7 protein-coding genes are annotated in these 9,012 nt (G+C 68.7%); 3 read left to right on the top strand and 4 right to left on the bottom strand.

Translation table 11 applies throughout. The features are described from left to right. The first annotated feature begins 25 nt into the window (after nt 1-25). The 3 genes from ACQ860_RS12860 (at nt 26) to ACQ860_RS12850 (ending at nt 6,315) form a co-directional block, all read left to right on the top strand. A complete protein-coding gene (locus tag ACQ860_RS12860; RefSeq protein WP_431303747.1) occupies nt 26-1,039 on the top strand; it encodes an NAD(P)/FAD-dependent oxidoreductase in 1,014 nt (337 codons plus the stop codon). Continuing rightward, a complete protein-coding gene (locus ACQ860_RS12855) occupies nt 1,036-1,680 on the top strand; it encodes a DUF938 domain-containing protein (RefSeq protein WP_431303746.1) in 645 nt (214 codons plus the stop codon). The genes ACQ860_RS12860 and ACQ860_RS12855 overlap by 4 nt, the downstream gene beginning before the upstream one ends. Before the next feature lie 207 nt (nt 1,681-1,887). Then, entirely contained in the window at nt 1,888-6,315 is a 4,428-nt protein-coding gene (locus ACQ860_RS12850) for a Calx-beta domain-containing protein (protein WP_431303745.1), read from the top strand. 3 nt (nt 6,316-6,318) lie between these two features. Here ACQ860_RS12850 and nusB read toward each other — a convergent pair whose 3' ends face one another. The 4 genes from nusB to ACQ860_RS12830 are packed head-to-tail and all read right to left on the bottom strand — an operon-like array spanning nt 6,319 to nt 9,009. Further along, complete coding sequence (gene nusB / locus ACQ860_RS12845) at nt 6,319-6,801, bottom strand: transcription antitermination factor NusB (protein WP_431303744.1); 483 nt, start codon at nt 6,799-6,801, stop codon at nt 6,319-6,321. Further along, nucleotides 6,798-7,289, bottom strand: a complete 492-nt coding sequence (ribH, locus tag ACQ860_RS12840) for a 6,7-dimethyl-8-ribityllumazine synthase (RefSeq protein ID WP_431303743.1) — start codon at nt 7,287-7,289, stop codon at nt 6,798-6,800. The genes nusB and ribH overlap by 4 nt, the downstream gene beginning before the upstream one ends. After that, nucleotides 7,289-8,410 (bottom strand): 3,4-dihydroxy-2-butanone-4-phosphate synthase, encoded by a 1,122-nt coding sequence (gene ribB / locus ACQ860_RS12835; RefSeq protein WP_431303742.1) that lies wholly within the window; start codon nt 8,408-8,410, stop codon nt 7,289-7,291. The genes ribH and ribB overlap by 1 nt, the downstream gene beginning before the upstream one ends. Continuing rightward, the gene (locus tag ACQ860_RS12830) at nt 8,407-9,009 is read right to left on the bottom strand and encodes a riboflavin synthase (RefSeq protein WP_431303741.1); all 603 of its coding nucleotides are present in this window, start codon (nt 9,007-9,009) and stop codon (nt 8,407-8,409) included. The genes ribB and ACQ860_RS12830 overlap by 4 nt, the downstream gene beginning before the upstream one ends. Nucleotides 9,010-9,012: the final 3 nt, after the last annotated feature.

The raw sequence follows: 9,012 nt of genomic DNA, 5'->3' as shown, positions 1-9,012 counted from the left end.
CGGCAAAGCAAGGCATGGCCCTGGCATGAGCGAGATGATCGAAACCGACGTGGCCATCATCGGCGCGGGGCCCTGCGGCCTCTTCGCCGTCTTCGAATGCGGCATGCTGAAGATGCGCTGCGTGGTGGTGGACACGCTGGAGGAGATCGGCGGCCAATGCGCCGCGCTCTACCCGGAGAAACCCATCTTCGACATTCCGGCGCATCCGCAGATCGCGGGCGCCGCCCTGATCGAACGGCTCGCCGAGCAGGCAGCGCCCTTCAGCCCGCGCTTCCTGCTGAACCAGCGCGTGGAAGGCTTGGCGCAGGCCGAGGGCGGCTTCACGCTCACCACCAGCCTGGGCAACCAGGTGCGCGCCAAGGCGGTGATCATCGCGGCCGGCGCGGGCGCCTTCGGCCCGAACCGCCCGCCGTTGGAGGGCCTGCCCGGCTACGAGGCCAGCGGCGCGGTGCGCTACATGGTCACGAAGCGCGAGGAATTCCGCGGCAAGCGTGTGGTGATCGCGGGCGGCGGCGACAGCGCGGTGGATTGGGCGCTGAGCCTGAAGGACGTCGCCGAGAAGGTCATCGTCGTCCATCGCCGCCCCAAGTTCCGCGCGGCCCCTGAGACCGCCGCCCAGCTCGAGGCCGCCGCCCAGCGCGGCGAGGTGGAGATGGCCATCCCCTACCAGCTGCACGCGCTGGAGGGTGACGGTTCCAAGCTGGATGCCGTGGTGCTGGCGACGCTGAAGGGCGAGGAACTGCGCGTCCCGGCCGACCACCTGCTGGCCTTCTTCGGCCTTTCCATGGAGCTCGGCCCCATCGCCGAATGGGGGCTGGGGCTGGAGCACAAGCACATCGCGGTCATACCCGCGACCTGCGAGACGAATATCCCCGGCATCCATGCGATCGGCGACATGGCGACCTATCCGGGCAAGCTGAAGCTCATCCTGCAGGGCTTCTCCGAGGCGGCGATGGCGGCGCATGCCATCCATCCGCGCGTCTTCCCCGGCGAGGCGCTGCATTTCGAGTATTCCACCAGCAAGGGCGTGCCGGCTTGACCCCGTCCGGCGCATCGCCGGCGCATCCGGATGCGGACCGCTTCGGCGCCGAGGATCCGCGCCGCTTCGCCCCCGCCGCCGCCCGCAACCGCGAACCCCTCCTGGCGGTGCTGCGCGGCATCCTCCCCGCGCGCGGCCTGGTGCTGGAGGTGGCCGCCGGCACGGGCGAGCATGCCGCCCATATCGCCACCGCCCTGCCGGGCCTGACCTGGCAGCCGAGCGACCCTTCGGAAGAAGCGCGGAGCAGCATCGATGCCTGGGCGGCGGGGCATGCGAATATCCGCCCCGCGCTGGCGCTGGATGCCAGCGCCTGGCCCTGGCCGATCGCGGCGGCGGAGGCGGTGCTCTGCGTGAACATGATCCACATCGCGCCCTGGGCGGCGGGGCTGGGGCTGCTGCGCGGGGCGGCGGCCTTGCTGCCGCCGGGCGCGCCGCTGGTGCTCTATGGCCCCTATCTCCGCGAGGGCGTGGAGACGGCGCCGAGCAACCTCGATTTCGACGCCAGCCTGAAGGCGCGCAACCCGGAATGGGGCTTGCGGCGGCTGGAGGATGTGGCGGCGGCGGCCGAGGGCTTCGCGCTGGAGCGGGTGATCGAGATGCCGGCCAACAACCTGACCGTGGTTTTCCGGCGGCTGGTGTGATCGGGACGTCTCAGCCGTCTCGCCAAGCGGGCAACGTTCAAGTGATGTCTAAGCTCTGCCTCAAGCCGTCAAAGATGTATATAGAAAAGAGACCAAATTCTCCTTTTTGACGCAAAACACATTCTTAATCCCAAAATCGCGTCAATTCAGCATTGCGCAGGCAAAAATCGTTTTGCATGGTGAGGAGGCCCTGGGGGGGGCTTTCTCATGTTTACACAAGCCAATGTCTCGTTTTCCGCGTCCTGGGGGACCGGCCTGATCGGCCAGATGCGTGTCAGCAATGATGCGCAGGCGCTGAACAACTGGACCATCACCTTCGATGTGCCGTTCCAGATCGTGAATCTCTGGGACGCCACCATCCTGAACGCCACCAGCCTGGGCGGCGGCCTGCTCCGCTACACCCTCGGCAGCGCTGGCTGGAATGCCACGGTCCCGCCGGGGGGCGGCGTCAGCTTCGTCTTCGAGGGCCGCGCGGACTCGAACATCCAGGCCCAGGTGACCGGGATCACCTATGGCACGACCGAAACCATCTCCACGCCGCCCGCGGTCAGCATCGGCGATGCCGTGATCACCGAAGGCGCTTCCGGCACGAAGGAGATGGTCTTCACCGTCAGCCTCTCGAAGCCGGCGACCGAGACGGTGACCATCCCCTGGTCCACGCAGGATGGCACGGCCCTCGCCGGCAGCGACTACCAGGCGGCCTCCGGCAGCCTCACCTTCGCGGCGGGCGAGACCAGCAAGACCATCTCCGTCACCATCCTGGGTGATGCGGCGGTGGAGGCGAATGAGACCTTCAGCCTGGTGCTGGGCACGCCCACCGGCGCCACGCTGGCGGATGGAACCGGCCTCGGCACCATCCAGAACGACGATGTCCTGCCCAGCCTCTCCATCGCCGATGCCCAGGTGAGCGAGGGGAATGCGGGCACGAAGCAGATGGTCTTCACCGTGACCCTCTCCGCCGCCGCGCAGGCCCCGGTCACGGTCGCCTACACCACGCGCGACGGCACGGCGCTGGCCGGCAGCGACTACAACGCGCAGAGCGGCACGCTGAGCTTCGCCGTGGGCGAGACCAGCAGGACCATCGCCGTGGAGATCCGCGGCGACACGCTGGACGAGATCGACGAGAGCTTCGAGATCGCCCTCAGCGGGCTGACGGCGGCCAGCTTCGCGCGCTTCAGCGCCGTGGGCCTGATCGCCAATGACGATGCGCCGGCCGTGCTCAGCATCTCCAACGCCGAGGTGGTGGAAGGCCAATCCGGCACGCGCAGCGTCGTCTTCACGCTCAGCCTGAGCAAGCCCGTGGCGCACAGTGTCACCGCCAACTTCGCCACGCAGGACGGCACGGCGCTGGCCGGCAGCGACTATGTGGCGCGCAGCGGCAGCATCACCTTCGCCGCCGGCGAGACGAGCAGGACCATCTCCGTCACCGTGAATGGCGACACGGCGGTCGAGGCGGATGAGACCTTCGGCCTGGTGCTGAGCAATGTGGCGCGGGCGACGCTGGCCCCGGGCGGCGGCACCGGCACCATCCGCAATGACGACCTGCCGCCGCCCACCTTCAGCATCAGCGACGCGCAGCTGACCGAGGGTGCAGCGGGCACGCAGCAGATGCTCTTCACCGTGACGCTCTCTCGCGCCATCGCCACCAGCGCCTCCGTCACCTGGGCCACGCAGAACGGAACGGCGGTCTCGGGCAGCGACTACACGGGCGCGCGGGGCACCCTGAGCTTCGCGGCGGGCGAGACGAGCAAGACCATCGCGGTGACGGTGCGCGGCGATGCGGCGGTGGAGGCGGATGAGGCCTTCTCCGTCGTGCTCGGCACGGCGACGCGCGCCACCATCGCGGATGGCACGGGCCTCGGCACCATCCTGAACGACGACGTGCCGCCCGCGCTGACCATCAGCGACGCGCAGGTGACGGAGGGCAATTCCAGCACCCGGCAGATGCTCTTCACCGTGACGCTCTCCCACGCCGCGACCAGCGCCGTCTCGGTCGCCTGGGCCGCGCAGGATGGCACGGCGACGGCCGGCAGCGACTACACGGCGGCGAGCGGGACGCTCAGCTTCTCGGCCGGGCAGATCAGCAAGACCATCGCGGTCACGGTGCGCGGTGACAGGGTGGTGGAGGCGGATGAGACGCTCTCGCTCGTGCTCAGCCCCGCGACAGGCGCCACCATCGTGGACGGCACGGGCCTCGGCATCATCCTGAACGATGACATGCCGCCACCCGCGCTCACCATCAGCGACGCCCAGGTGACGGAGGGTGATGCCGGCACGAAGCAGATGCTCTTCACCGTCTCGCTCTCGCGTGCGGCGACGAGCGCCGTGGCGGTGAACTGGGCGACGCAGAACGGCACGGCCGCGGCCGGCAGCGACTATGTCGCCACCACCGGCACCCTGAGCTTCGCGGCGGGCGAGGTGAGCAAGACCATCGCCGTGACCGTGAACGGCGACACGGCGTTGGAGGCGAACGAGACCTTCGACCTCCTGCTCTCCGGCGCCAGTGGCGCGACCATCGCGGATGGCACGGGCCTGGGCACCATCATCAATGACGACGTGGCCTTGCCGGGCATCACGATCGGCGACGCGCAGGTGACGGAGGGCAGTTCCGGCACCAGGCAGATGCTCTTCACCGTCGCGCTCTCCAGCGCCGCCGCCGGCCCCGTGGCAGTGAACTGGGCGACGCAGAACGGGACGGCCATGGCCGGCAGCGACTACAGCGCCGTCAGCGGGACGTTGAACTTCGCGGCGGGCGAGACGAGCAAGACCATCGCGATCAACATCCTGGGCGATACGGCGGTGGAGGCGGATGAGAGCTTCAGCCTTCTGCTCTCCGCCGCCAATGGCGCCACCATCGCGGATGACACGGGCCTCGGCACCATCCTGAACGACGATGTGGCGGCACCCTCGGGCGACACGGCCACCTTTCGCGTGACGCAGGGCTGGAATGGCGGCTTCCTGGCCGACATCACCATCGTGAACGACGCGACGCCGATCGAAGGCGGCTGGACGCTGGCCTTCGACGCGCCCTTCCAGATCAAGGGGATCTGGAACGCCGAGATCGTCAGCCAGTCGGGCAGCCACTACGTCATCCGCAACGCGCCCTGGAACGGCAATCTCGGCCCCAATGCCACCACCACCTTCGGCATTGACGTGGCGGGCTCGGGCGAGCCGGTGAACTTCAGCGTGAACGGCGCGGCGCCGCCGCCCGTGCTGCCCGGCCTCAGCATCGCCGATGCCGTCCTGACCGAGGGCGACACCGGCAGCGCGCTGATGAACTTCACCGTCAGCCTCTCCAGCGCGGCCACCGAGGCGGTCACGGTGCAATACGCCACGGCCGATGGCTCCGCGCTTTCCGGCCTCGACTATCAGGCGGCCAGCGGCAGCCTCACCTTCGCGCCGGGCGAGATCAGCAAGATCCTCTCCATCGCCGTGCTGGGCGACACGCTGCGCGAGGGCCAGGAGAGCTTCGGCGTGAACCTGACGGCGCCGGGGAGCCTGCGCCTGGTGGACGGCGCGGCCATCGGCATGATCCGCGACAATGACGCGCCGGCCTCAACGCTGCCGCCGCCCGGCTGGTACTCCACCAGTGGCAACCAGATCATCGACTCGACGGGCGAGACGGTGCGGCTGAAGGGCATCAACTGGTTCGGAATGGAGGGCTATCTCGGCGTGCCGGACGGGCTCTACACCCGCAACTGGCAGGACATGATGGAGCAGATGCAGGCGCTGGGCTTCGACACCATCCGCCTGCCCTTCAGCCTGCAGAACATCCAGCCCGGCGCGATGCCGAACAATATCGTCTACAGCATCAATCCGGATCTCCAGGGCCTGTCCAACCTGCAGGTGCTGGACAGGATCGTGGATTACGCCGGCGATCTCGGCATGAAGATCATCCTCGACTGCCATCGCAGCAGCTCGGGCGCCGGGCCCAATGAGAACGGCCTCTGGTATGACCAGAACTTCTCCGAGGCGCAGTGGATCAGCGGCTGGCAGAGCCTGGTGCAGCGCTATGTGAATGACAGCACCGTGATCGGCGTGGATCTGCAGAACGAGCCGCATGGCGCCACCTGGACCGACTGGTCGGCGGCGGCCGAGCGCGCCGGGAACGCCATCCATGCGGTGAACCCGAACCTGCTCATCATCGTCGAGGGTGTCGGCAACTACCAGGGCGACTACTACTGGTGGGGCGGGCAGCTCGAGGGCGTGCGGGATGACCCGGTGGTGCTGCAGCAGGCCAACAAGCTGGTCTATTCGCCGCATGACTATCCGAACTCGATCTACCCCAACAGCTGGTTCGAGGGGCCGAACTTCAAGGACAACCTGCCCAACGTCTTCCGCGAGCATTGGGGCTTCATCTACGAGCAGGGGATCGCGCCGATCTTCCTCGGCGAATTCGGCAGCAAGCTGCTGGACAGCCGCGACATCGCATGGCTGGACGAGCTGACCCAGTACCTGAACGGCGATTTCGACACGGATGGCGTGCTCGACATCGCCGCCGGGCAGGAGAGGATGAGCTACGCTTGGTGGTCCTGGAACCCGAACTCCACGGATACGGGCGGCATCCTGAAGGATGACTGGATCAGCGTGCACCAGCACAAGCTGGACGCGCTGCAATCCGTCCTCATCGGCTGAAGCTCAGAACTCCTCGGCGCGGAGGGCGCGCGCCAGCGCGTCCAGCACGCCGTTGCAGAAGCGGGGTTCCTCGCCGCCGAAGAAGCCGTGCGCGACGTCCATGTATTCCTTGATGACGACGCGCGCGGGCGGGCCGCCCATGTCCCGCAGCTCGCCCGCCGCGGCGCGCAGGATGGCGCGCAGCACAGGGTCCAGGCGTCCCATCGCCCAGCCGGAGGCGAGGTGCGCCGCGATCAGCTGGTCCAGGTCATCGGTATGGGTCGCCGTACCGCGCATGATGCGGGCGAAGAGCGCCACATCGGCCTCCTCCACCCGGCCATCCTCGAAGCCCTGCTGGCCGGGTGCCGCGCCCAGGCGGTGGCGGATGAACTGGTCCAGCACGGTCTCGATGTTCTCGCCCGACTGCTCGGTCTGGAACAGCGCCTGGACGGCGGCGACGCGCGCACCCGTGCGCGGGCGGCCCGGGGCCTTGGCGGCGGCCTTCACGCCAGGCCCCAGCGGCGGCGCAGCGCCACCTGCATCAGCGCCGCCTGCGCCGCCTCGGCCCCCTTGTTGTGGCCGTCCTGCCGCGAGCGGGCGATGGCCTGCTCGATGGTGTGGACGGTGAGCAGCCCGAAGCCGATCGCGGCCCCCGTCTCGGTCGAGATGTTCATCACGCCCGAGCAGGCCTCGCGGCAGATATGGTCGTAATGGTCGGTCTCGCCGCGCACGACGCAGCCCAGCAGCACGAAACCGTCCCAGCGGGCCTCCTCGTCATCGGCGTCGAGCGCCATGCGGAGTGCGGCGGGCAGCTCGAAGGCGCCGGCCACGTCCACGATTTCGAGCAGGCCGCCGGCCTCCGCCACCACGCGCTCCACGCCCTGGCGCATGCCGCCCACGATCTCGTCGTAATAGGGCGCCTGGATCAGCAGGATGCGCACTGGCGCGCCCGGCACCTGGACCGTGTCGCGCTTCGGGCCGTCAACAGTACTCATCAGCTTTCTCCCACGACGGGCCGCGTGGCGATGACGCGCAGGCCCCAGCCCTCCAGCCCCACCAGCGGGCGCGGATGGTTGGAGAGGCGGATGATGTCGGTCAGGCCGAGATCGGCGAGGATCTGCGCGCCCACGCCATAGTCGCGCAGCTGCGGCGTCGCGTTGTTGTCGCGGCTGCGGCGCACATGGGTGCTGATGCCGTTGGTGCGGTAGTCGCGCAGGATGACGACGACGCCGCGCCCTTCGGCGGCGATGGCCTCCATCGCGCCGTGCAGCTCGCGCACGCCGCGGCCGCCCACCATGTCATGCATGAGGTTCGCCGCATGCATGCGCGTCAGCACCGGCTCGGGGCCCGAGATGTCGCCCTTGATGAGGGCCACATGCTCGCCGCCCTCCAGCGTCGAGTTATAGACGACGAGGCGCCAATCCCCGCCGACGGCATGGGAGATCTCGCCCTCCTCCACGCGCTGCACCAGGCGTTCGGTGCGGCGGCGATGGGCGATGAGGTCGGCGATGGTGCCGAGCTTGAGGCCATGCATCTGCGCGAAGGAAACCAGATCCGGCAGGCGCGCCATGGTGCCGTCATCATTCATGATCTCGCAGATCACGCCGGCCGGGTTGAGGCCGGCGAGGCGCGCGAAATCCACCGCCGCCTCGGTGTGGCCGGCGCGGATCAGCGTGCCGCCCTCGCGCGCCACCAGCGGGAAGACATGGCCGGGTGTGACGATATGCTCGCGCGAGAGCTCAGGGTTGATGGCGACGGCGACCGTGCGGGCGCGGTCGGCGGCCGAGATGCCGGTGGTCACACCATCACGCGCCTCGATGCTGACGGTGAAGGCCGTCTGATGCCGCGTGCCGTTGGACTGCGCCATGAGCGGCAGGGCCAGCTGCTCGACGCGCTGGCGCGTCATGGCGAGGCAGATCAGGCCGCGCGCGAAGCGGGCCATGAAGTTGATCGCATCCGGGGTCGCGAATTGCGCGGGGATGACGAGGTCGCCCTCGTTCTCGCGGTCCTCGTCATCCACCAGGATGAACATCCGGCCGCGCCGGGCTTCTTCCAGAAGCTCCTCGGTGGGCGTGATGAACTGGTGGTAGCTTGTGGTGGTGGTCTGGACGCTCACGCGCGAAACTCCATCAGCCGAGCGACGTAGCGCGCCAGGGTGTCGATCTCGATATTCACCGCATCGCCGGGCTGCAGCGTCCCGAAGCTGGTCACGGCGGCGGTGTGGGGGATGATGTTGACCCCGAAACCCTCCGCGTCAACCTCGTTCACGGTCAGCGAAACGCCGTCAATCGCGACGCTGCCCTTCACGGCAACATATTTCGCGATCTCGCGGGGGACGGCGAAGCGCCAGCGGACCGAGGCATTCTCCGGCGTGGCGGAGAGCACGCGGCCCACCCCGTCCACATGGCCGGAGACGAGGTGGCCTCCCAACTCGTCACCCAGCTTCAGGCTGCGCTCCAGGTTCACCCGGCCGCCGGTGCGCCATTGGCCCATGGTGGTGCGGGCGAGCGTCTCCGCGCTCGCATCCACGGCGAAGCTGTCGGCATTCAGCTCCACGGCGGTGAGGCAGATGCCGGAGCAGGCGATGGAACAGCCGAGCGTCGCACCCGCCAGGAATTCGGGCGCCACGCCGATGACGAGGCGCATGTCATGCCCCTGGCCGATGGGCTGCACCTCGCGCAGCGTGCCGAGTGCCGTGATGATTCCGGTGAACATGCG

It is taken from the genome of Sediminicoccus sp. BL-A-41-H5, assembly GCF_050632405.1.
GTDB lineage: Bacteria > Pseudomonadota > Alphaproteobacteria > Acetobacterales > Acetobacteraceae > Roseococcus.
The sequence above is the reverse complement of the archived record's forward strand: the minus strand, read 5'-3'. Positions and strand labels throughout refer to the sequence as shown.

What these genes read in the sequence shown, in the direction of transcription:
- ACQ860_RS12850 (WP_431303745.1), top strand. Translation starts at nt 1,888, where the DNA reads ATGTTTACACAAGCCAATGTCTCGTTTTCCGCGTCCTGGGGGACCGGC.
- ACQ860_RS12830 (WP_431303741.1), bottom strand. Translation starts at nt 9,009, where the DNA reads ATGTTCACCGGAATCATCACGGCACTCGGCACGCTGCGCGAGGTGCAG.
- ribH (WP_431303743.1), bottom strand. Translation starts at nt 7,289, where the DNA reads ATGAGTACTGTTGACGGCCCGAAGCGCGACACGGTCCAGGTGCCGGGC.
- ACQ860_RS12860 (WP_431303747.1), top strand. Translation starts at nt 26, where the DNA reads ATGAGCGAGATGATCGAAACCGACGTGGCCATCATCGGCGCGGGGCCC.